This is a genomic window from Flavobacterium azooxidireducens, from assembly GCF_023195775.1.
Taxonomy (GTDB): Bacteria; Bacteroidota; Bacteroidia; order Flavobacteriales; family Flavobacteriaceae; genus Flavobacterium; species Flavobacterium azooxidireducens.
On the sequence record NZ_CP096205.1, the window covers coordinates 395,892 to 417,449 of the forward strand.

The 21,558-nt window shown below is 34.8% G+C and carries 18 protein-coding genes; 8 read left to right on the top strand and 10 right to left on the bottom strand.

Annotated features, from left to right (window positions below):
• Nucleotides 1–31: 31 nt before the first annotated feature.
• From M0M57_RS01805 to M0M57_RS01835, 7 genes are all read right to left on the bottom strand, one after another.
• Nucleotides 32–1,210: an AIR synthase related protein gene (locus tag M0M57_RS01805; protein WP_248436720.1), complete on the bottom strand. Its 1,179-nt coding sequence runs from the start codon at nt 1,208–1,210 to the stop codon at nt 32–34.
• 73 nt (nt 1,211–1,283) lie between these two features.
• On the bottom strand, nt 1,284–2,042 hold the full coding sequence (locus M0M57_RS01810) for an OmpA family protein (protein ID WP_248434832.1): 759 nt from the start codon (nt 2,040–2,042) through the stop codon (nt 1,284–1,286).
• Nucleotides 2,039–2,872 (bottom strand): OmpA family protein, encoded by an 834-nt coding sequence (locus tag M0M57_RS01815; protein ID WP_248434833.1) that lies wholly within the window; start codon nt 2,870–2,872, stop codon nt 2,039–2,041. The genes M0M57_RS01810 and M0M57_RS01815 overlap by 4 nt, the downstream gene beginning before the upstream one ends.
• Nucleotides 2,869–3,756: an OmpA family protein gene (locus M0M57_RS01820; RefSeq protein WP_248434834.1), complete on the bottom strand. Its 888-nt coding sequence runs from the start codon at nt 3,754–3,756 to the stop codon at nt 2,869–2,871. The genes M0M57_RS01815 and M0M57_RS01820 overlap by 4 nt, the downstream gene beginning before the upstream one ends.
• Nucleotides 3,757–4,236: 480 nt before the next feature.
• Nucleotides 4,237–6,426: a glutamine synthetase III family protein gene (locus tag M0M57_RS01825; RefSeq protein WP_248434835.1), complete on the bottom strand. Its 2,190-nt coding sequence runs from the start codon at nt 6,424–6,426 to the stop codon at nt 4,237–4,239.
• Between the two features lie 802 nt (nt 6,427–7,228).
• Entirely contained in the window at nt 7,229–8,164 is a 936-nt protein-coding gene (locus M0M57_RS01830; protein WP_248434836.1) for a calcium/sodium antiporter, read from the bottom strand.
• Between the two features lie 88 nt (nt 8,165–8,252).
• A complete protein-coding gene (locus M0M57_RS01835; RefSeq protein ID WP_248434837.1) occupies nt 8,253–8,768 on the bottom strand; it encodes a hypothetical protein in 516 nt (171 codons plus the stop codon).
• Nucleotides 8,769–8,875: 107 nt separating this feature from the next.
• On the opposite strand from M0M57_RS01835, the gene M0M57_RS01840 reads away from it, so the two are divergent.
• The 5 genes from M0M57_RS01840 to M0M57_RS01860 are packed head-to-tail and all read left to right on the top strand — an operon-like array spanning nt 8,876 to nt 11,490.
• Nucleotides 8,876–9,451: a DUF1543 domain-containing protein gene (locus M0M57_RS01840; protein WP_248434838.1), complete on the top strand. Its 576-nt coding sequence runs from the start codon at nt 8,876–8,878 to the stop codon at nt 9,449–9,451.
• The gene (locus M0M57_RS01845; RefSeq protein ID WP_248434840.1) at nt 9,441–10,349 is read left to right on the top strand and encodes an SMP-30/gluconolactonase/LRE family protein; all 909 of its coding nucleotides are present in this window, start codon (nt 9,441–9,443) and stop codon (nt 10,347–10,349) included. Before M0M57_RS01840 ends, M0M57_RS01845 begins: the two co-directional genes overlap by 11 nt.
• A complete protein-coding gene (locus tag M0M57_RS01850; RefSeq protein ID WP_248434842.1) occupies nt 10,336–10,485 on the top strand; it encodes a hypothetical protein in 150 nt (49 codons plus the stop codon). The genes M0M57_RS01845 and M0M57_RS01850 overlap by 14 nt, the downstream gene beginning before the upstream one ends.
• Nucleotides 10,486–10,536: 51 nt before the next feature.
• Nucleotides 10,537–11,064 carry a hypothetical protein gene (locus tag M0M57_RS01855; protein ID WP_248434844.1) on the top strand — a complete coding sequence of 176 codons (528 nt, stop codon included), beginning with the start codon at nt 10,537–10,539 and terminating at the stop codon, nt 11,062–11,064.
• 18 nt (nt 11,065–11,082) lie between these two features.
• Nucleotides 11,083–11,490 (top strand): nuclear transport factor 2 family protein, encoded by a 408-nt coding sequence (locus M0M57_RS01860; RefSeq protein WP_248434846.1) that lies wholly within the window; start codon nt 11,083–11,085, stop codon nt 11,488–11,490.
• On the opposite strand, the gene M0M57_RS01865 is transcribed toward M0M57_RS01860, so the two are convergent.
• Nucleotides 11,491–12,495 (bottom strand): metal-dependent hydrolase, encoded by a 1,005-nt coding sequence (locus tag M0M57_RS01865; protein WP_248434848.1) that lies wholly within the window; start codon nt 12,493–12,495, stop codon nt 11,491–11,493. It abuts the gene before it with no gap.
• A 121-nt stretch (nt 12,496–12,616) separates the two neighbouring features.
• Nucleotides 12,617–13,609 (bottom strand): virulence RhuM family protein, encoded by a 993-nt coding sequence (locus tag M0M57_RS01870; protein ID WP_248434850.1) that lies wholly within the window; start codon nt 13,607–13,609, stop codon nt 12,617–12,619.
• Between the two features lie 281 nt (nt 13,610–13,890).
• On the opposite strand from M0M57_RS01870, the gene M0M57_RS01875 reads away from it, so the two are divergent.
• The 3 genes from M0M57_RS01875 (at nt 13,891) to M0M57_RS01885 (ending at nt 17,609) form a co-directional block, all read left to right on the top strand.
• Nucleotides 13,891–14,763: an alpha/beta fold hydrolase gene (locus M0M57_RS01875; RefSeq protein WP_248434852.1), complete on the top strand. Its 873-nt coding sequence runs from the start codon at nt 13,891–13,893 to the stop codon at nt 14,761–14,763.
• A 764-nt stretch (nt 14,764–15,527) separates the two neighbouring features.
• Nucleotides 15,528–17,162: a GIY-YIG nuclease family protein gene (locus M0M57_RS01880; protein WP_248434853.1), complete on the top strand. Its 1,635-nt coding sequence runs from the start codon at nt 15,528–15,530 to the stop codon at nt 17,160–17,162.
• Nucleotides 17,163–17,237: 75 nt separating this feature from the next.
• A complete protein-coding gene (locus M0M57_RS01885) occupies nt 17,238–17,609 on the top strand; it encodes a hypothetical protein (RefSeq protein ID WP_248434856.1) in 372 nt (123 codons plus the stop codon).
• A 282-nt stretch (nt 17,610–17,891) separates the two neighbouring features.
• Here M0M57_RS01885 and M0M57_RS01890 read toward each other — a convergent pair whose 3' ends face one another.
• On the bottom strand, nt 17,892–21,326 hold the full coding sequence (locus M0M57_RS01890; protein WP_248434858.1) for a methylmalonyl-CoA mutase family protein: 3,435 nt from the start codon (nt 21,324–21,326) through the stop codon (nt 17,892–17,894).
• Nucleotides 21,327–21,558: the final 232 nt, after the last annotated feature.

Below are 21,558 nucleotides of genomic sequence, written 5' to 3' on the forward strand. Positions count from 1 at the left end.
GGGTTGAAAGTTGCGAGTTGCGGGTTTAAAATTAGTATTCAAATGTACCAAATTCACTCGTAATCGTTAATTTTTTATGTTCGGATGCTTCTACTCTGCCTACAATTTGAGCATCGACGTTGAATGATTTTGAAATTTCGATAATGTCATTAGCGATTTCTGCAGGAACATACAATTCCATTCGGTGACCGCAATTAAACACTTGATACATTTCTTTCCAATCGGTTTTGGATTGTTCTTGAATCAGTTTAAATAATGGCGGAATCGGGAATAAATTATCTTTGATAATATGTAAATTGTCAATAAAATGTAAAATCTTGGTTTGGGCTCCACCACTGCAATGCACCATTCCGTGAATTTCTTTTGGAGAGTATTTTTCTAAAATCGTTTTGATTATTGGAGCATAGGTTCGCGTTGGCGAAAGCACTAATTTTCCGGCATCAATCGGACTATTTTCCACTTCATCCGTCAATTTCACTTGACCGGAATAAACCAAATCAGAAGGAACAGCGGCATCAAAACTTTCAGGATATTTTTCGGCTAAATATTTTGAAAAAACATCGTGACGAGCAGACGTTAAGCCATTGCTTCCCATTCCGCCGTTGTACTCTTTTTCGTAAGAGGCTTGTCCGAACGAAGCCAACCCAACAATTACATCACCGGATTTAATGTTTGCATTGTCAATCACATCGCTCCTTTTCATTCGAGCTGTAACGGTAGAATCTACAATGATTGTTCGAACCAAATCGCCCACATCAGCAGTTTCACCACCGGTTGAATGAATCGTAACACCAAATGATTTTAATTCTTGAATTAATTCTTCCGTTCCGTTGATTATGGCAGAAATTACTTCGGCAGGAACTAAATTTTTATTTCTTCCGATGGTGGATGAAAGCATAATATTATCGGTTGCACCAACGCAAAGCAAATCATCAATATTCATAATCAACGCATCTTGAGCAATGCCTTTCCACACCGAAATATCGCCGGTTTCTTTCCAATACAAATACGCTAACGACGATTTTGTTCCGGCACCATCAGCGTGCATTAAAAGACAATAATCGTCATCTCCTGTTAAATAATCAGGAACAATTTTGCAGAAAGCTTTGGGAAATAATCCTTTATCAATGTTTTTTATGGCATTATGCACATCTTCTTTGGCGGCAGAAACTCCGCGAAGAGCATAACGTTTGCTGGTATCAGAACTCATAGTTGTGTTGTTGTGTTTGGCAAAGATAGGATTAATGTGAAAATGTAGCAATTTTAAAATGCATCTAGAAGTGCTATTTTTCAATAATTAAAATTTCAACTCTACGATTGGCAACTCGTTCTTCTTCATTTTTTTCCGGTAAAGGATAAATTGGTCTTGTAGAAGCAAATCCTTTGTATGAAATTCGATCCGCTGAAATTGCATTTGATAGTAGAAAATCATAAACGGTTTTAGCTCGTTTGAGTGAAATATCTTCAATTTCGATTTCCTTACAACATATATGACCTTGAATTTCAATTTTTAGCGTTGGATTATCCTTCATCATTTGAAGCAATTCATCCAAAATTGGTCTTGAATTAGGGAGAACGACATCGCTCATGTTATAAAAATTCAATCCTTTTAAATTCAATAATTCACCAACTTTTGCATTTTTTATCTTTTCGGAAAATGAATTTTTTGGAGTTGGTTTTTGATAGAAAAAGGAAACTTTTCTATTTTCATCTTGGTTTGAAGAAAAATCGAAATTTTCGCCAAAAGGAATTCTTTCGATAGTATCGACGACTTTAATTTTATTAAGTTTTAAAATATTTTCTATAGTATGAATTCGTCGTTCTGCTAATTTTAAATTGTACGTTTTGGAATCTACTGTATCACAATATCCTTCCATTTTATAAACTTCTGCAAATGAATTATTTTTTATCCATTCATTCAAAATTTGAATTGAATTTGAATTTGGGTTTGCTTTATTAAAATCGAAATAAATATCTAATTTTTCCTGAGCGGAAAGTGTAACGAAAAATAAAACTATAAATAAGCAGTTTAATGTTTTCATTTTTTTACAATTTCAATTTCTACTCTGCGATTGGCTATTTTTTCTTCTTCATTTTTTTCAGGAATTGGATAAACTGGTTCATTACTTCCAAAACCTTTGTAAGCCAATCTTCGAAGTTGAATACCGTTATCTCTCAAATAATTAAAAATTTTTAAAGCACGACGATACGATAATTTTGTGTCCTTTGGATCAGGATTACAGCAAATATGCCCGAAAATTTTAATTTCTAAATCTGGATTCAGCTCCATTATAAATAACAATTGTTCTAGTAAAGGTTCAGATTCAGGGATAATATTTTCTGAATTAAACTGAAAGTGAATGTTGTTAATCACAATTCTATCACCAATCTTAGCATTTTCAAATTTGTCTATTAATGAAATTCTTTCTTTTTCAATTTTCTCAACAAGCGATTCTTCTTTAGGTTTTTCTTCTATCAATAGCTCGGTTTCTATGATTGGTTCATCCACTATTTTGTACAAAAAAGTTACTTTTCTATTTTCAGCTTGTATTTTTGATTGTTTAAAATCTTCGCCAAAAACTTCTTGAATTAAACTGTTAGAAATTCTACTATTTTTTGATTTTAATAAAGTTAAAACACTCTGAATTCTTTTTGAAGCCAGTTTTTTGTTTGATAAATTGGTATCAACGGAATCGCAATAACCTGCTATTTGCAGAATTTCTATATTTTGATTTGAAACAATCCATTCGTCAAAATTTTTTAAAGAAATTGCATTTGGCACCTCTTTGGCAAAATCAAAATAAAGTGTTTTTGATTCTTGAGCCTGAAGAAATGAGAAACATAAACTAAAAAAAAATACGACTAGTTTCAATTCTTAACAATTTCAATTTCTACTCTACGATTGGCGGCTCTTTCTTCTTCGTTCTTTTCCGGTAACGGATGGATGGGTTGCGAACTACCAAAACCTTGATAAGTCACTCTCGAATTTTCAATTCCGTTCATTCGTAAAAACTGACTAATTGCTTTGGCTCGTTGAGTTGATAAATTAGTTCTGTCCGTTGGCATACAACACAAATGACCTTGAATATCGATTGAAAGTTCTGGGTTTTGTTGCATCACGATGAGTAATTCATATAATTTTCCGCGACTTTCGTTTACAATTGCAAATGTGTTTAATTGAAAATTAAGGTTTTCCAATTTTAATTTTTCACCCGGTTTTGCGGCATCAACTTGTTGCATAAATTCCACATTTAGCTCGAAAGTAGATTCGGTTCCGTTAGGATTTTCAATCACGATTGCTTCCGGAAATTGTTTTTTTGGTTTGGGTTTTGGAGTAATTTCCTCTTTTGTGATTCCTAAAATTTCGTCTTCTCTGGCTAAATCTTTTGCTTCAATATAAAAAACGGTAACTCTTCTATTTTCTGCTTTATTGTCGGATTGTTTGTGTAACTTTCCAAAACTTCGGGTTTTAAAATCATCTCTGATTTTGACTTTATCTTTTACAAATTGATAAATAAAATCGACTCGTTTTTGGGCTAATGTATCATTAAAACCTATCGTTCCATCTTCGTCAGTATAACCGTTAATAGCAACGATTTTGACTTCTTTGTTTTTCGAAATCCATTCGTTTAATTTCTGAATTTCTGAATTTTTAAGTTCATATTTATTGGTGTCAAAATAATAAGATGACTGTTCCTGAGCAGAAATAATGTGAGAGGTGAATAAAAAAAGAAGTGAAAAAAATACCGATTTCATATTGACTATTTTTACAATAACGAAAATACAACTAATTAATTTCATAGTTGGTATAAAAAAACAAAGTGGGACAACTTTCGTTATCCCACCCGTTTTAGTGTTAATTTGTTGGAAATTTAGTTTTGTTGTGATCAAAATCAAAAAGATTTTGATGTAGTATTTTTGAACACAGAAAACTCACTGTTAAAATACCACTATACTTTCCACGGTTATATTATCTAGATTTTTTTTAATGCTGGGGGCATTTTTGCTTATAAAAAAGCATATTAATTTTTAAAGCGATACGAAAATATAAAATTATTTTAAAATTGAAACAATTTCTTTAAATAAATTTAATCTTTAACTAAAAAAGTCACAACTCAAAAAATACATATAAACGAATAATTAAAAAACACTATAGCCACGAATTACACTAATTCACACAAATTAATTCGTGGTAATTAGTGAAATTCGTGGCTACTTTTTTAATATGAGTGAAATTTATCTCGTAAACAACAACTCTCTGTATTTCGTCAACGTCCAGATTTCGTCGTCAACCAAAAGTTCTAATTTATCGCAATGTTCTCTGATGATTTCAAAATAAGGTTTTACTTTATCACAATACGTTTCGGCCATTTTTTGTGCATCGGTTAACGCATTTGCTTTTTTACGAGCTTCGGTCATTGCCTCTACGTTTGAATTAATTCCTTCGATGTGAGCCGAAATTTCTTTGATTAATGAAATTTGTTCTTTGGCAATTTTTTCAAAATCTTTTCCGAAGATTTCTTTTAAACCACGCACGTTTTCAATTAATGTATTTTGGTAACGAATTGCCGTTGGAATCACGTGATTTCTAGCAATATCTCCTAAAACTCTTCCTTCAATTTGGATTTTTTTGGTGTATTCTTCCAATTCAATTTCATAACGAGCTTCCACCTCAACATGGTTCATTACATTCAAATCGTTGAATAAATCCAATGCTTTTTTAGAAACTTTTGCTTTTAAAGCAGTTGGAGTTGTTTTATGATTACTCAATCCACGTTTTTTAGCTTCTTTTTCCCATTCTTCACTATAACCGTCACCTTCAAAAAGAATATTTTTTGTTGTTTTGATATATTCTCTCAACACGTTGAAAATTGCTTCGTCTTTCTTTAAATCTTTTTTCTCGATTAAAGCATCTACTTCTTTTTTGAATTCTTTTAATTGTTTTGCAACGATAGAATTCAATGTTGTCATCGCATTGGCACAATTTGCAGAAGAACCAACGGCTCTAAATTCAAATTTATTTCCTGTGAAAGCAAATGGAGAGGTTCTGTTTCTATCCGTGTTGTCTAACATTACATCCGGAATTTTTCCAACTACATTTAGTTTTAAATCTGTTTTTTCTTCCGGAGAAAGTTTTCCTTTGGAAACGCCTTCTAAATTTTCAAGAACTTTGGTTAATTGCTCACCAATGAAAACCGAAATAATTGCCGGTGGAGCTTCGTTTGCACCAAGTCTGTGATCGTTACTGGCGGTTGCGATGGCAGCTCTCAACAATTCTTCATATTCATTTACCGCTTTGATGGTGTTAATGAAAAATGATAAAAATTGTAAGTTGCTCATTGGTGTTTTTCCAGGTGAGAGTAAGTTCACGCCGGTATCTGTAGCCAACGACCAGTTATTGTGTTTTCCTGATCCGTTTACTCCTTTGAATGGTTTTTCGTGGAAAAGTACTTTAAAATCATGACGTTCACCTACTTTTGACATTACGTCCATTAGTAATGAATTGTGGTCAACGGCTAAATTAGTTTCTTCAAAAATTGGAGCTAACTCAAATTGGTTTGGAGCAACTTCATTGTGACGTGTTTTTACCGGAATTCCCAATAACATACATTCTTCTTCCAATTCTCTCATATAAGCCAATGCTCTTGATGGAATTGATCCAAAATAATGATCGTCTAATTGTTGTCCTTTAGCAGATGTGTGTCCAAGTAACGTTCTTCCTGTTAACATTAAATCAGGACGCGAGTTTGCTAATGATGAATCTACTAAGAAATATTCTTGTTCCCAACCTAACGTTGCGGTTACTTTTTTTACGTTTTTATCGAAATATTTACAGACTTCGGTTGCTGCTTCGTCAACAGAGTTTAAAGCTCTTAATAATGGTGTTTTATAATCTAATGCTTCACCTGTATAAGAAATGAAAACTGTTGGAATACACAAAGTCGTTCCGAAGATGAATGCAGGAGAAGTTGGATCCCAAGCAGTATATCCGCGAGCTTCAAATGTATTTCTGATTCCACCATTTGGAAAAGAAGAAGCATCCGGTTCTTGTTGTACTAATTGTCCGCCACCAAATTTTTCTACCGGATCTGAACCGTCATACGAAGTTTCAAAGAAAGCATCGTGCTTTTCTGCGGTTGAACCTGTAAGTGGTTGAAACCAGTGTGTATAATGTGTTACGCCTTTTGCCAACGCCCATTCTTTCATTCCAAGAGCGATGTAGTCGGCTAATTTTCTGTCAATTTTTGTTCCGTGTTGCACGGCATCTTTTACACCTTTGTAGGCATCGGCAGTTAGGTACTGTCGCATTGATTTGTCGTTGAATACATTGGATCCGAAAAGTTCAGATTTTCTTCCTGATTCTTCAAATTTTACAGGTTTTCTGCTGGATGCATCTTTTAATGCTTGAAAACGTAACGTTGACATAAAATTAATTTTTAAGGTTTAGTTTCTTATTTTATGGTGCAAATATATTTAAAAATTGTTTTAAAATAACTATACCCCTATTTTTTTAGGGGTGAAATCTATAAAAAGTAAAAATTATCGATTATTGAAGTGGTTTTTTTGAGGAAATGGTTGAAAAGGTTGAAATGTTTCGGGTTGCGAGTTGCAGGTTACGAGTTGCGGGTTGCGGGTTTTGAAAATTGGAGAAATGTTGCTTCGCTTTTTTTTAATAGCACACGTACCTGCCTGCCGGCCGGCAGGTTTGACGGGTTGAAGGGATCTTCTCGGATTTTGATAGCTTCGCTATAAGAGATTTAACAGGATTCGTTTTGAGAACATTTTCATTTTAAGTAATCTTCATCTTGAAAATTGGAGAGATTGCTTCGCAATGACAAGATTATGTGAAAACTGCGACTTATTATTTGCCACGAAGATTTAAAGACACAAAGTTTGTGATAACTTGAAATGCTTGACTTGAAACTTGAAACTTAAAACTGTCACTGAGATTCCTACGGAATGACAAGATTGTGTGAAAACTGCCACTGAAAACTGCCACTGAGATTCCTATGGAATGACAAGATTGTGTGAAAACTGCGACTGAAAACTGCGACTGAAAACTGACCACTACTCCCCTAGCCCGGATAGTAGCGGAAACCCCGCAGGACTAAAAGCTACTTTTTCTTGGCTTTTTGGGGCGACCAAAGAAGCCACGAAAAATCCATAGAAAAATAGCTTTTAGGCCGAGGAGTTGCAGCGGTTAGCCGGATTAGCTTCTGAAAAAAAATCAGGCAAAGGTGAGATAGACAAAAAGGATGTAACTGCCGAGCAAGATGATGCCTGCTTTGCGGTCGAGGTAGCCTTTTTTGGGTAGTAATACTAAGGGTAAAAGGATGAGTGAAAAACCGAGCATCCAATAAATATCGAAGGTGATGAGGCGGTTATCGACTAATTTTATCGGGTGAATGATGGCGGTGAGTCCGAGTACAGAAAGAATGTTGAAGATGTTTGAACCTAACACGTTTCCGATGGAAATGGAGCTTTCTTTTTTGATGGCAGCGATGAGTGATGCTGCTAATTCGGGTATGCTGGTTCCGATGGCAACGACCGTAACAGCAATCACTCGATCGGAAACACCGAATGTTTTAGCGACGTTGACTGCTCCTTTGATTAAAAGTTCTGAACCACCGTAGAGTGCTGCACCACCGAGTATTAAGAAGATAAAAATGAGGTACATTTTCATTTGATTAGCTTCCGGAAGATCGATTTCGACAGGTTTATTTTTTTGAGCTTTTAAGAGGTAAATTATAAATAAAATTAAAAGAATAAAGAGAATTATTCCTTCGAGTCTACTGATTTCGCCGTCGTAAAGTAATATTCCGAACAGCAATAAGGATGCAATTATCATTGCTGGCCAATCAGTTTTAAAGAAGGATTCATCGATTTTCATTTCGCTAATTATCATCACAATACCGAGAATTAGTCCGATGTTTGCGATGTTGGAACCTACGACGTTTCCTAGAGCAATGTCCGGAAAACCCGCCATGGCAGATTTAACACTCACAATTAGTTCCGGTGCAGAAGTAGCAAAAGACACAACTGTCATTCCGATTACGATTTTAGAAATATTAAGTCGAAGCGACATGCCGACTGCTGCTTTGAGCAACCAATCGCCTCCAAAAACTAAAAGAACTAATCCGATGATGATAAATAGAAAATCCATAACTGCTTTTAAAAGAACTGCGAAAATAGGAAATTTAACCGCATAAAAAAAGGTCTTCGGAAAGACCTTTTTAAAATTTATTTAGAATTTATTGACGTTCGCTAAATGGCTTAACATCAGCTTCGGTAAGTCCGTTTGCCAACATAACTTGGTTATAGTCGCTATAATCCATTCTTCCTGAAAAATAACCCGGAATGATTACGATTCGGAATGTTTGATTATCAAGATATTGTGGAGTTGTTTCCAAATCATATGTTCCATCAGCATAAATTGTAAAATCAACTCTGCTGAAGTCAAAATCATAATCCAATTCGCCTTGGTTCAAATATAACGTTCGAGGAATTTGTTGCCAAATTGGTGTTGAAGAATTAATTGTTCCATCCATTCTGTAAATTAAAATTACATCCGAATTTAAAATTGGCGGTGTTAATTCTTGATAGATTGAATAGCCAAATTGACTGCTAAAACCAAAATTTATGTTTCTCAATTCAAAAACTTCTGCTTCGGCACTAAAACCATCTCTTCCTGGAGGACCTTCCGGGCCTTCGCAACTTTGTAATGTTATCATCCCGATTAACACTAAAATGAATGTAAATTTTTTCATACGTTTATTTTTTAATGATTAATGATAGTTAGTACTATCCAATACTCATGCCAAAGTTATCTTTTTTGAACCATTTGCCCTAATTTTATTTTTATTACTTTTGAAAGATGGAAGAAAATCAAACTCTTTTTATGGTGATGTTGGGAGCCACTCCTCCCGGAAGATTGACTGAACAACATGATATTTTTTTTGGAATTGGTAAGGATTTAAAAGAATTAATTCCGGATATGAAAGCTTTTTGGCCGGAAGCAAAAGACCAAATTCACATTGATGCATGGCGAAAAGTTTCTTTTGTTGACGATTTTACTATTGACGTTGTTTTGCGTGAGGAAAATTTACTCAACTCCGAAAAATTATTTTTCATCAATTTAGGTGGTTACAAAGAAAATGAATTTGAAGAATATCATTATAAAGTGTTAACCGTTGCTCAAAACAAAGCCGAAGCCATCAAAAAAGCAAAAGCCACTTCGTTCTATAAACATTGCGGTTTTAAAGGAGCGACGTCGCACATTGATGATAAATACGGTGTAGATGTGGATGATATTCATGAAATTGAAGATATTCTATCCGCACAATTTAAAGAGAAATTCCAATTGAAAATTACAAAAACAAATTCAGATCAACAAGATGGTCTGGAAATTGGTTATGTAAAAATTGATAAATTATTAAAAGATGAAAATTAAATTCCTACTGCTGTTTTTATTGGTTTATGGAAAACATTTCGGGCAAATTGCCGATTCTAAAAACTTAGTTGCTGCAAACGAAGAAGTAAAGCTTTTGGCGGATGGTTATATTTTTACTGAAGGACCGATTACTGATAAAAACGGAAATGTGTTTTTTACCGACCAACCCAACAATCAAATTATTCGTTGGGATGCTGAAAGTGGAAAAACCTCTGTATTTAGTGATAATTCCGGTCGGTCAAACGGTTTATATTTTGACAAAAAAGGAAACCTGATTGCGTGTGCCGATTTGAATAATCAACTATGGCAATTTGACAAAAACGGAAAACACAAAGTGATTTATGAAGATAAAGTAAACGCTCATAACGGTCCGAATGATTTGTGGATTGATGCTAAAAACGGTATTTATTTCACTGATCCGTTGTATGTTCGGAATTATTGGGAAAGAGATTCGATTAGCAAAAGAACAGGCAATCATGTATATTATCTTTCGCCTGATAGAAAAAAAATCATCGCCGTTGACGAAAATTTAAAACAACCCAATGGTATCGTTGGATCGGCGGATGGAAAAAAATTGTATGTTGCCGATATTAACGATCAAAAAACGTATAGTTATGACATTCAACCTGATGGAATGTTGGCAAACCGACAATTATTTTGCGAAATGGGTTCAGACGGCATGACAATCGATAATCAAGGAAACGTGTATTTAACCGGAAACGGGGTTTCAGTGTTTAATAAAGATGGTTTTCCGATTGCACATATTAACGTACCAAAAAGCTGGACAGCCAATGTTTGCTTTGGCGGAAAAAATAACGACCTCTTATTTATCACGGCAATGGATGCGGTTTATGGTCTAAAAATGAATGTAAAAGGAGTGACTTATGGGAAGAAATAATCCGAAAAATATTAAAATTCACAACGACAAATTGCACAAGGAACAAGCCAAAAAGAAAGGTAAGGAAGTGGCGAGAAAAGAAAAGTTGAAAGCCATTGTGCGGAAGTTTAATAGTGATGAAAATGCCGATAAATAAATCAATTAAAAGAAGGTATGCTTTTTGTTTCAGTTTTTTAAAATCCTAACCATGAAATCAATTGTTATTTTAATTTTCTTTTTATCATCTATAATTGGATTGGGTCAAGATTACATTTTTTTAGAATCAAAAAACGGATTTCGAGAAATTAAACTTGGTACATCGGTAGAAAATTATCCTGAATTTAATCGAAAAGATAATTCAAATGCCGAACTTTTTAAGCTAAGTTTAAATTCAAAAGCTGATTATGTTTATGTTGGGTCGAATGATGATAAAATTAAAACTGCAAAGATTTTATTTATTTACTTAACTACAAACAATAATGTTATTAGTGAAATTAAAGTTGTTACCGAAAAAGTTCTCAATGTATATGCAATTTTAAACTCGGCCTATGGCGAACCAAGTTCAAAACACGGTGATAAATGGATTTGGAAAACCAACAACATAGAATGTAGTATTGAAGGTGACCAAAATACTATTCCAGGTTATCATATTGTTTACAAAGATATTTCGAATGAAAGGATAGAACTGAAAAAAATGAAATTAGAATCAACAAAGAAAGCACAAGCAGAATTATAAACTTATACATACTAAATTATGAAAAAAATATTTCTAGTTACATTAGTGATTTTAAGTTCTTCAATTTATGGACAAGACAAATCCTCCACAGAAAAAGAAGCCACTGCCCTAGCCCAAGAACAATTGGATGGTTATAACAAACGCGACATCGAAGCTTTTTTAAAGCCTTATAGTGAAAATGTAAAAGTTTATACTTTTCCCGACCAACTTTTATATGAAGGAAAGGCAAAAATGCGAGAAGAATATACCGAAATGTTCAACCAATTACCCGAGTTACATTGTAAATTAGTCAATAGAATTGTGCTAAATAACAAAGTCATTGACCATGAAGAAGTTGTTTTTTTGAAATCGCAACCCGCACTTTTTGCGATTGCGGTTTATACGATTACGGACGGGAAGATTAGTGAGGTGAGGTTTATGCAGTAATCAATTCCCCCACAACCTAACCCATAATTTCCCCAATAAGTTCTTCGCTTCTCTCCTATTTTTATTAGGCAATTCAGCCGCTTTAATTTCCCCATTTTCTTCAGTAATTTGATAACTGAACGAAAACTGTAAATCATTTTTATCCGCATTCATCACCCCAAATCGCAAATCATTAAAAAAAAGTTGGTTTTCTTTTTGTGTGATACAGTACCATCCTTCGGATATTCTTTTTAATTGTTGGATGACGGCGGCATCTTCAATAGTATTTATCAATTCTTTTTGGGTGGGAATGAATTGAAAATGGATGGGTTTTGTATCAAAAAAAGAATAATCGCCGATGTAATAACCGTTATCCACTTTAATATTGGTTGTCCATAAAATAATGTTGAAGGGAGATGGTTTTACGACAATTTCTTGGTAACTAATTTTGTTTTGTTCCAATTGTTTTTCAAATTTATTCGTCACAACCGATTGTACTAAAAGCGTGAGAAACAAATACGAAGTACTCACAATCAATCCGGTTCTGTTCCAAAACATTCTTTTGGGGTCTTGTTTCTTTTTCTTCATCGAAAGAATAAGAAAAACCAAAAAAGGCAATGTATATAACGGATCAATCACAAAAATAGATTGCAATGAAAACCGTGTTTCGAGTGGCCAAAACAATTGTGTTCCCCAAGTAGTGAACAAATCGAGTAAGGCGTGAGTTTGTAAAACGAGAAAAGAAAACAACGTTGCTTCTTTGAAATTCACTTTATGTTTATGTTCTAATTTTTGTAAAATCCATCCTAAAACAGGAGAAAGAAAAAGAAAAAATAAAGTGGAATGACTGAAGCCACGGTGAATATCTGTGGCAGTTAACGGATCTAAAAACTTACCGTAAAGCACATCCAAATCAGGCATCGTTCCAATGATAGCTCCGTAAAGAATGGCTTTGTTGCCGATCTTTTTGCCGAGCACTTGATTGCCCACAGCGGCACCGAGAACGATTTGACTGAATGAATCCATTTAGAAAATTTACACAAAAATAGTAATTCGCATACTAGTTTGATGATGAGAAGATATTTTTTAAGTTATATTTGGAGAAATCGAAGCTTCTTTTTTAAATTCTTCAACAAGTCTTAAGTAACTACTTAATTTTATCATCCATATTTTTTATGCTTTCCAAATAATTTTTCTCAACTTCACTTAACGTTTTTTGTTGGTATTTTTTATATTCGTCTGTTGCCTTTCCAATTGCTTTTTCGTGACTTACAGTTCCAGCACCTTGTAACAATTGTTCTCCACTCATTGTCAAAATCCTGTCTAAATGTTCTGCCCAATCTTTCATTGTCATCGCTTGTTCGCGTTCAGCTTGCCTTTCTGCAAAATCTAGATAACCGGAAACAATTTGCCCCAAAGCACGAAGTTCTTTATCATTTAAATAATTCTTGGCAATAACTATATCTTTAAGATGCGGGCGATTTCCAGAGAAAACGGTTAATCCCATAAACTCTTTTTCGGCATCTGCTCTGTTAAAAATCAATTCGGATGCCGTTTGTCCATGAACTGCATAATGAATTTTGTTTTGTACCTTCTTAAAAAACAGAACAGAAACCTCTGATTTTGGATCATAATCAATGCTTGTGGAATAAATATCCAAAACCTGACGATAAAACACCTTTTCAGAAGCACGAATATCACGGATACGTTGCAATAATTCTTTCCAATAACCGCTCCCTCCTAAATTTTTTAATCGTTCATCATCCATTGCAAAACCTTTACGAATGTATTCATTCAATCGTTTGGTTGCCCATTGACGAAATTGCGTTCCTCGTAAAGATTTAACTCGATAACCAACTGAAATGATTACATCAAGATTATAATGATCCACATCTCTTTCTACTTTTCGATTTCCCTCCAAACGAACTTGTCGGAATTTCCGACAAGTTGAATTTTCGTCTAACTCACCTTCTTTAAATACATTTGAAATATGTTCCGAAATAGTACTTCTGCCCTTATCAAAAAGTAATGCCATTTGGTCTGTTGTTAACCAAACTGTTTCGTCTTCTAAACGAACATCGACCGAAATTTTTTGATCTTCGGTTTTAAATAGAATAAATGCTGAATTCGTATTTTCCATTTCTTAATTTATAATCCAAAGATAATTTTTTTTTAAAGAATTAAGAAAGATGTATCTGAAGGTTTCTTCCTTTAAATGAATTTATTACCCAACTTTTGCCGAGCACTTGATTGCCCACTGTGGCACCGAGAACGATTTGACTGAGTGAATCTATTTAAAAAAAATTACACAAAAATAGTCAATCTGACTGTGTAAATTATGTAATGATATCAAATAATCTTATAACATAAAAATAAAAACTTAACCGACCTTTATAACACTAATTTCTAAATCTATTTATCATGGAAAAGTCTAATTCAACTCTCAATAGTACAATCGAAGTCAATAACATTAAACTATCCTATAATGATGTGGGAATTGGGAAAATACCAGTCGTGTTTTTACACGGTTTTCCATTTAATAAGTCGATGTGGGACAATCAATTGAAAACTTTTGAGGAAACGCACCGTTTTATATCGGTGGATTTTAGAAGTTTTGGTCAATCAACGAATGATGATTCTGCGTTGAGTATGGACTTATTGGGCGATGATTTGATTGGTTTTTTGAATGCTTTGAAGTTGCGACGAGTGATTATTTGCGGACTTTCGATGGGTGGATTTGTGGCGTTGAATGCGATTACTCGTTATCCCGAGCGGTTTGCAGCTTTGATTTTGTGTGACACGAATTGTGTTGCCGACAAGCCTGAACAACGAGAAAAACGCTATAAAACGATTGAGGAAATTGAGCAAAACGGAACGTCGAAATTTTCGGCTACGTTTTTGGATTCTGTGTTTGCTGATGACACTTATTCATCGAATAAAGAGTTGGTCACGAAAATAAATGCCGACATTTTGGCCAATACACCCGAAGTAATAATTAACGGTTTGAAAGCGTTGGCTATGCGTAACGAAACGTGTTCTAAATTGAAGCAAATTACTGTTCCTACGTTGATTATTTGCGGTCGTGAAGACGAAGTGACGCCGCTGGAGCAGTCGGAATTTATGAATAAACACATTAAAGATTCGACGTTGAAAGTAATTAATAATGCAGGGCACTTATCGAATATGGAGCAACCGAAAGACTTTAACGCAGAGCTTTTAGAGTTTTTGTCTTCGGAACCGATTATCACAATGGTGAATTCGATTAAAGAACCGAATGCAAATTTGTTTGTGTAAGGCTGAGAAAATAGTCGTACTATTTATTGAATATCTCTTTTATTTTTAAAATAAATTATTTCCATTGACTGTTTGTAGTTATATAGACAAAGGTAAATAGTTCAGAACACTATGCTCTGAACTATTTTTACCACGTTACTTAACCCCATTTACCACGTCACCCAACGTGTTCTACCACGTCCTACAACGTGGTCTACCACGTTACCCAACCCCTTTTACCACGTCAACCAACGTGGTCTACCACGTCCTGAACTACTTTTACCACGTCCTACAACCCCTTTTACCACGTTCCGAACCCCATTTACCACGTCCTATAACGTGGTTGACCACGTTATACAACCCCTTTTACCACGTCCTACAACGTGGTCTACCACGTCCGGAACCCCATTTACCACGTTAGGTAACGTGATAAAAGTAGTCTGGAACCCCATTAAAGGGGTTGTAGGACGTGGTAAAAGTAGTCCGCAACCCTATTAAAGTACTTCACTAACCTATTTAAATTACTAAAGAACCACAAAAAACCAGTTGAGCAACGTGTAAAAAGGAGGTTTGGAGTGGTTTTAATTGTATCGCTACTTGTTTGTGGGTGTTTTTGATTTTGAGAAATTTGTGGGGAAATGTTAAAGTGGGGAAATTTTTAGTATTTTAGTAAAAAAAACCGAGTGGCAATTGAGCATATTGCCATCCATACGTTAAAAATGCTCAAAAAAAAATATAATACTCAGTATATAAAAAATTTAGACGTCATTATCATATAAATCATCATGAAAGAGCATATTAAAAGACGTATAGAATATTCTAAAGATGTTGTACCTGAAGAGGGAACTCCAGAGCATGAAAAAGTAGCAAAAATTATTCAACAACATGAATTAAATAATCCAAACTTTAAAAAAGAAATAAAAAAGAAGCAAGCAGAAGCTATAAAAACATGGGAACTTCAAGAGGCAAATGGTATCGGGCTAGTAATGGATCCTGAATTGAGGTCTTATCTTTCAGAGTTTAACAATCGATCGTGGACTTATGGACATCGAAATATGCCAATAATGTTCAACGTAATGGAAGCCTTTTATACTTTGGATAAGAGATTAAACTATTGGACATTATTAAATGAAGAAGATTATTCTATCTCATTTTTTGACTTTATAGATTTTTACACTTCCAATAATTTAAAACATGATACAAATGAAATTAAAGAAAGCTTTATTGAAGATTTGATTTATAACTTTAATGTTGGATATGATTTAAAAAATATAAATTTTAAAACCGAAAATGGAGACAGCTTTATTATCGGCGGAGTTTCTATGGTAAGAAGAGGAAATGAAGTAACAATGTTATTTGCAACTGGACAAATAACAGACACTTCAATACAATCTAAGAACTTGTCACCTATAGATGAAATGGAACGAAGCATTGGAAAAGAAAAACTTATAATTTCTGGAGATAGAATAAGAGAAGCTGTAAAATTAAATGACGATCCAAATCTATGGAAAATACTAATTGCTTGTCGAATTGATTTAGATACAAATACTATAGATGCAAGATATGTTGCAAAAGATCAAGGAGATAGCTATTCTATATTAACGGATGATTTAACTGGTTTTATGATAAATGGAAAATGGAGAGAGCCAAAATATGAAGAGATATTTAAAAATATTGCAGAACGTGTAGATGAATATAACTCAATTTTTGAGTTATCAAAGATTTGTCTTTTTTTACCAAATTATTTTGATTTTTATAATGATGAAATTGAAGAAGAGGAACACGACACCGAAGCAAAATCAATTTTAAAAAACTCATTCAAAAGTAGAGAATATAAGGATGTTGACAATAAATTTAAAATAAGAGTAAGACCTTTATGGGTATTAAATCGTAATCAAATCTTTTTATCCGACAGGATAAAATTTCGCGATGAAAAAATCAAAGTTGAACGAACAGGATATTGGAAAAATTTAGAAGACAACGAAATAGGTAATGATAAAAATGGTAATCCTATACAAGGCAGAACTTGGGTACAAAAAACAGAAAGTTATTTTCATGCAAAAGAAAATGATTTAATTATCGAAAAAACACATGATATAGCTTACACTTCTAAAAACGCAGGAAAAATTTACATAATGCGAAATAGTAGTCTTCCAAAAGATGTTTTCAAAATAGGACTAACTACAAAAGAAACTGAAGAAAGAGCAAAACAACTATCATCTACAAGTATTCCTGATAAATTTCATGTAATGAGAGAATGGAATGTGAAAGACTGTTTTTTGGCAGAAAAGACAATCCACAAAATACTTGAAAAATATCGTGTCGATACAAAACGAGAATTTTTTCAAGTTGAAATGCAGTACGCAAATGAAATTGTTGACTCAGTTATAAAAAAAATCAACCAAGATAGCGATGCCTAAAAGACACCTGCTAGGGCAATGATAACCTTGACAAACCTCAAAATAGTATGAAATATTAATTCTTAATTTTTAAAAATGATGAGATTAGCTAGCATAAATTTAATTGTAATGTGTTTCGTTCTTGCTTCATGTGCAACTTCAATGTCGCCGATTGAAGTAAACAACACACTTCCAAATCTAACTGTATCCAAGTTCATTTCACACGCAGAAGCAGAAGAAATGACTACAACAGGTAAATGCAAGTTTTTGGTAAAAAACAGAAATTATGTTGCTCCAATTGGCGTTACAACCAAAGACGATCTAAAAAACGGTGCTAAAGGAATTGACGAGTGGGTTAAGCTTGATGGTGGAAATGCTTATGTATTAAAAAATTATAAATGGGTAACTGTAGATCAGAATGGTGTAACTCAACTTCACATCGATTTTGATACGTTGCTTTGTGAATAATACACTACTACTATTAGCTTTACCCACAATCCTCAGCTATACCAAGTCTCAAGTCTTTTGAGCAAAATCTACAATTATCAACAATAAAAACCCTAGTACAATTTAAACATATAAGATTCCTATTGTGTCATTTCGACGATAGGAGAAATCACATATCATTAAACAAAGATTATGTTACCTACTTTATGTGATTTCTCCTCCGTCGAAATGACAGACCCTCGTATTATTACAAACAAAAAAAGGACAACTCTCGTCATCCTTTTAAAATCATATAAAATTAAATTACATATTCCTTCTATACTGCCCACCCACTTCAAACAACGCACTCGTAATTTGACCCAGCGAACAATATTTGGTGGCTTCCATCAAACGTTCAAAAATGTTTTGGTTGTTGATGGCGGCTTCTTGTAAACCATTTAATTGTTCGTTCACTTTTTGCTCGTGCAATTGGTGTAGGGTTTCTAAGGTTTTAATTTGAAATTGTTTTTCGTCTTCGGTGGCACGAATTACTTCTCTTGGCACAACCGTTGGCGAACCTTTTGAACTTAAAAACGTATTTACACCAATGATTGGGAAATCGCCATTGTGTTTCAAGGTTTCATAATACAACGATTCTTCTTGAATTTTAGAACGTTGGTACATTGTTTCCATTGCACCTAAAACGCCACCACGTTCTGTGATGCGGTCGAATTCTTGTAAGACCGCTTCTTCCACTAAATCGGTTAATTCTTCGATGATGAACGAACCTTGAATGGGGTTTTCGTTTTTGGCTAAACCTAATTCTTTGTTGATAATCAATTGGATTGCCATTGCACGACGAACGGATTCTTCGGTTGGTGTGGTGATGGCTTCGTCATACGCATTCGTGTGCAACGAGTTACAGTTGTCGTAAATGGCATACAAGGCTTGAAGCGTGGTTCGGATGTCATTGAAATCAATTTCCTGAGCGTGCAACGAACGTCCGGACGTTTGAATATGGTATTTCAACATCTGAGCTCTTTCGTTTGCTCCGTATTTATTTTTTAAGGCTTTTGCCCAAATTTTTCTTGCCACACGACCAATCACGGCATATTCCGGATCGATTCCGTTGGAGAAAAAGAAGGATAAATTGGGTCCGAAATCGTTGATATTCATTCCGCGACTCAAATAATATTCCACGTAAGTGAAACCATTGGCCAACGTAAATGCTAATTGCGTGATTGGGTTTGCCCCTGCTTCTGCAATATGATAACCCGAAATGGAAACCGAATAGAAATTACGCACATTCTTTTTAATGAAATATTCCTGCACGTCGCCCATCAATCGAAGAGCGAATTCGGTGGAGAAAATACAGGTGTTTTGTGCCTGATCTTCTTTTAGAATATCGGCTTGAACGGTTCCGCGAACTTGGGCTAAGGTTTTAATTTTAATGTCTTGGTACACGTCTTGCGGAAGCACTTGGTCTCCGGTTACGCCTAACAACATCAATCCTAAACCGTTGTTTCCTTTTGGAAGTTCGCCGTTGTAGGTTGGACGAACGAAACCATTTTTCTTATAGATTTCGTTGATTTTTTCTTCCACCTCAACTTGTAAATTATTTTCGATAATGTATTTTTCGCAATTCTGGTCGATGGCAGCATTCATAAAAAAGCCAAGCAACATCGGAGCCGGACCGTTGATGGTCATACTCACAGACGTTAGCGGATGACTTAAATCGAAACCGGAATATAATTTTTTGGCATCGTCTAAACAGCAAATGGAAACCCCAGCATTTCCGATTTTTCCGTAAATATCCGGACGTAAATCGGGGTCGTTACCGTATAAAGTTACCGAGTCAAACGCCGTTGATAAACGTTTGGCGGGTAAACCTGCACTCACATAGTGAAAACGTTTGTTGGTTCGCTCCGGTCCGCCTTCTCCGGCAAACATTCTGGATGGATCTTCGCCTTCTCGTTTGAACGGATAAAGTCCGGATGCAAAAGGGAATTCTCCGGGAACATTTTCCTGTAAATTCCATTTTAAAATATCGCCCCACGCTTGATATTTTGGCAACGCTACTTTTGGTATTTGCGAATGCGAAAGTGATTCGGTGTGCGTTTGAATTTTGATTTCTTTGTCGCGAACTTTGAACGAATAAATCGGGTTTTTGTATTTATTTACTTTTTCGTCCCACGTTAAAATGATTTCCCAATTGAATGGGTCGAGGTTCATTTTTACACGGTCGAATTCTTTGGTTAATAAACTTAAAAATTCTTTATTGGTTGTGGATGCTGCGTTTTGAAGTTCTTCTTCGTTGATACCGAATTTAGTTAAACCTAATTTATTGATATGCCCAACTGATTCGATGGTTTTATAAATTCCGTATAATTTTTGAGCGACATCTACTTGTGATAAAACGGTTTCGTCATACTTGCGGTTATTCTCTGAAATTTCAGAAAGGTAACGTGTTCTGTGTGGCGGAATGACGAAAATTTTCTCGCTCATTTCACGCGTGATTTCGAAGGTAGATTTTAAATCCGCTTCTGTTTTTTCGACGATTTTGTCCATCACTTTTTTGTAAAGTGTGTTCATTCCCGGGTCATTGAATTGCGAAGCAATTGTTCCGAAAACGGGTAGCGAATCTAAATCGGCATCCCAAAGATTATGATTGCGTTGGTATTGTTTTTTCACGTCACGAAGAGCATCAAGTGAACCTCTTTTATCGAATTTGTTGATAGCGACTAAATCGGCAAAATCAAGCATATCGATTTTTTCCAATTGGGTAGCGGCACCGAATTCAGGTGTCATCACGTATAATGAAACATCGGAATGTTCGATGATTTCGGTATCACTTTGACCAATTCCGGAGGTTTCGAGGATAATGATGTCGTATTTTGCTGCTTTCAGCACTTGAATCGCTTCGGCAACATATTTTGATAATGCTAAATTGGATTGACGTGTAGCCAACGAACGCATATAAACGCGAGGATTATTGATAGCGTTCATTCGGATTCTGTCGCCCAACAAAGCTCCGCCTGTTTTTCTTTTGGATGGATCTACGGAAATTAAACCAATTGTTTTTTCAGGGAAATCGATTAGAAAACGACGAACTAATTCATCTACTAACGATGATTTTCCTGCTCCACCGGTTCCTGTAATTCCGAGAACAGGAATTTTGGAGGTTTCATTTTCTTTGTGAATACTGTCTAACGTTTCTTTAGCAATATCCGGAAAATTCTCTGCTGCAGAAATTACGCGAGCGATTGAACGTGGATTTTTTTTGTATAATTCTTTGGCTTCTCCATTCAAATTATCGCCAATTGGGTAATCGGATTGTTGAACCAAATCATTAATCATTCCTTGTAATCCCATTGCTCGACCGTCATCGGGAGAATAAATTCTCGTGATTCCGTAATCGTGAAGGTCTTTGATTTCTTCAGGAAGGATTACGCCTCCTCCACCGCCAAATATTTTGATGTGACCGGCTCCTTTTTCTTTGAGCAAATCGTGCATGTATTTGAAATATTCGTTGTGACCACCTTGATAGGATGTCATCGCAATTGCATTGGCATCTTCTTGAATAGCAGTGTTTACGACTTCTTCTACGCTTCTGTCGTGGCCAAGGTGAATAACTTCTACACCGGTGGCTTGAATGATACGACGCATAATATTGATGGCTGCATCGTGTCCGTCGAAAAGGGATGCGGCTGTTACAATTCTTACTTTATTTTTAGGAATATAAGGAGTTGCTTGTTCCATTGATAAAAAAATGATGTTTTTGAGGGTGCAATTTACGGAATTAATAAAAATAATTTAGTTTTTGTTTGAAGTTTCAGGTTTCAGGTTTCAAGTTTCAAGTCTAACGGTGATTTTTGAAACTTTTAATTGGAACACGGATTGAACGGATTAGCTGAAGCTAAACGCGGATTTTGATAGATTTTGATAGCTTCGCTATGTGGGATCCCGATAGATTCTGTGTTGATTTCCAAAA

Coding starts and splice junctions, on each gene's coding strand:
- M0M57_RS01805 (WP_248436720.1), bottom strand. CDS start 1,210: ATGAGTTCTGATACCAGCAAACGTTATGCTCTTCGCGGAGTTTCTGCC.
- M0M57_RS01810 (WP_248434832.1), bottom strand. CDS start 2,042: ATGAAAACATTAAACTGCTTATTTATAGTTTTATTTTTCGTTACACTT.
- M0M57_RS01820 (WP_248434834.1), bottom strand. CDS start 3,756: ATGAAATCGGTATTTTTTTCACTTCTTTTTTTATTCACCTCTCACATT.
- M0M57_RS01825 (WP_248434835.1), bottom strand. CDS start 6,426: ATGTCAACGTTACGTTTTCAAGCATTAAAAGATGCATCCAGCAGAAAA.
- M0M57_RS01830 (WP_248434836.1), bottom strand. CDS start 8,164: ATGGATTTTCTATTTATCATCATCGGATTAGTTCTTTTAGTTTTTGGA.
- M0M57_RS01835 (WP_248434837.1), bottom strand. CDS start 8,768: ATGAAAAAATTTACATTCATTTTAGTGTTAATCGGGATGATAACATTA.
- M0M57_RS01840 (WP_248434838.1), top strand. CDS start 8,876: ATGGAAGAAAATCAAACTCTTTTTATGGTGATGTTGGGAGCCACTCCT.
- M0M57_RS01845 (WP_248434840.1), top strand. CDS start 9,441: ATGAAAATTAAATTCCTACTGCTGTTTTTATTGGTTTATGGAAAACAT.
- M0M57_RS01850 (WP_248434842.1), top strand. CDS start 10,336: ATGGGAAGAAATAATCCGAAAAATATTAAAATTCACAACGACAAATTG.
- M0M57_RS01855 (WP_248434844.1), top strand. CDS start 10,537: ATGAAATCAATTGTTATTTTAATTTTCTTTTTATCATCTATAATTGGA.
- M0M57_RS01860 (WP_248434846.1), top strand. CDS start 11,083: ATGAAAAAAATATTTCTAGTTACATTAGTGATTTTAAGTTCTTCAATT.
- M0M57_RS01865 (WP_248434848.1), bottom strand. CDS start 12,495: ATGGATTCATTCAGTCAAATCGTTCTCGGTGCCGCTGTGGGCAATCAA.
- M0M57_RS01870 (WP_248434850.1), bottom strand. CDS start 13,609: ATGGAAAATACGAATTCAGCATTTATTCTATTTAAAACCGAAGATCAA.
- M0M57_RS01875 (WP_248434852.1), top strand. CDS start 13,891: ATGGAAAAGTCTAATTCAACTCTCAATAGTACAATCGAAGTCAATAAC.
- M0M57_RS01880 (WP_248434853.1), top strand. CDS start 15,528: ATGAAAGAGCATATTAAAAGACGTATAGAATATTCTAAAGATGTTGTA.
- M0M57_RS01885 (WP_248434856.1), top strand. CDS start 17,238: ATGATGAGATTAGCTAGCATAAATTTAATTGTAATGTGTTTCGTTCTT.
- M0M57_RS01890 (WP_248434858.1), bottom strand. CDS start 21,326: ATGGAACAAGCAACTCCTTATATTCCTAAAAATAAAGTAAGAATTGTA.